Origin of the sequence: Brachyspira catarrhinii (assembly GCF_005518285.1) — a bacterium.
Taxonomy (GTDB): domain Bacteria; phylum Spirochaetota; class Brachyspiria; order Brachyspirales; family Brachyspiraceae; genus Brachyspira; species Brachyspira catarrhinii.
The window spans coordinates 1-251 of record NZ_SJDU01000926.1 but is presented as its reverse complement, the minus strand read 5'-3'; the positions used below and the strand labels follow the sequence as shown (position 1 = coordinate 251).

At 29.9% G+C, this 251-nt stretch carries 1 protein-coding gene; it reads left to right on the top strand.

Annotated elements, in window-relative coordinates:
- The coding region (locus tag EZH24_RS14670) for a hypothetical protein (protein WP_161976225.1) at nt 1–240 on the top strand (240 nt) is incomplete at its 5' end.
- Nucleotides 241–251: the final 11 nt, after the last annotated feature.

Sequence of the window (251 nt, the reverse complement as noted above, 5' to 3'; positions counted from 1 at the left end):
GTATTAGCAGCCGCTATAGGAGGAACTCCACAATTTAAAGAATATTTTGGAAGTGTTTCTGATATATATTATAATTCTACTCCGCCGACAATTAGCAATACCACAAATTGCACTTTCACTTTGAAATTTAAAAAATTAAATAGCGGTTATGCATTATCAAGCGAAGTTGCTCATTTAATGACCTCGGGATTAACCATTAAATTAACTTTAAACTTTAAAGCATACCATTGGATTAAATAAAGATTAATTTA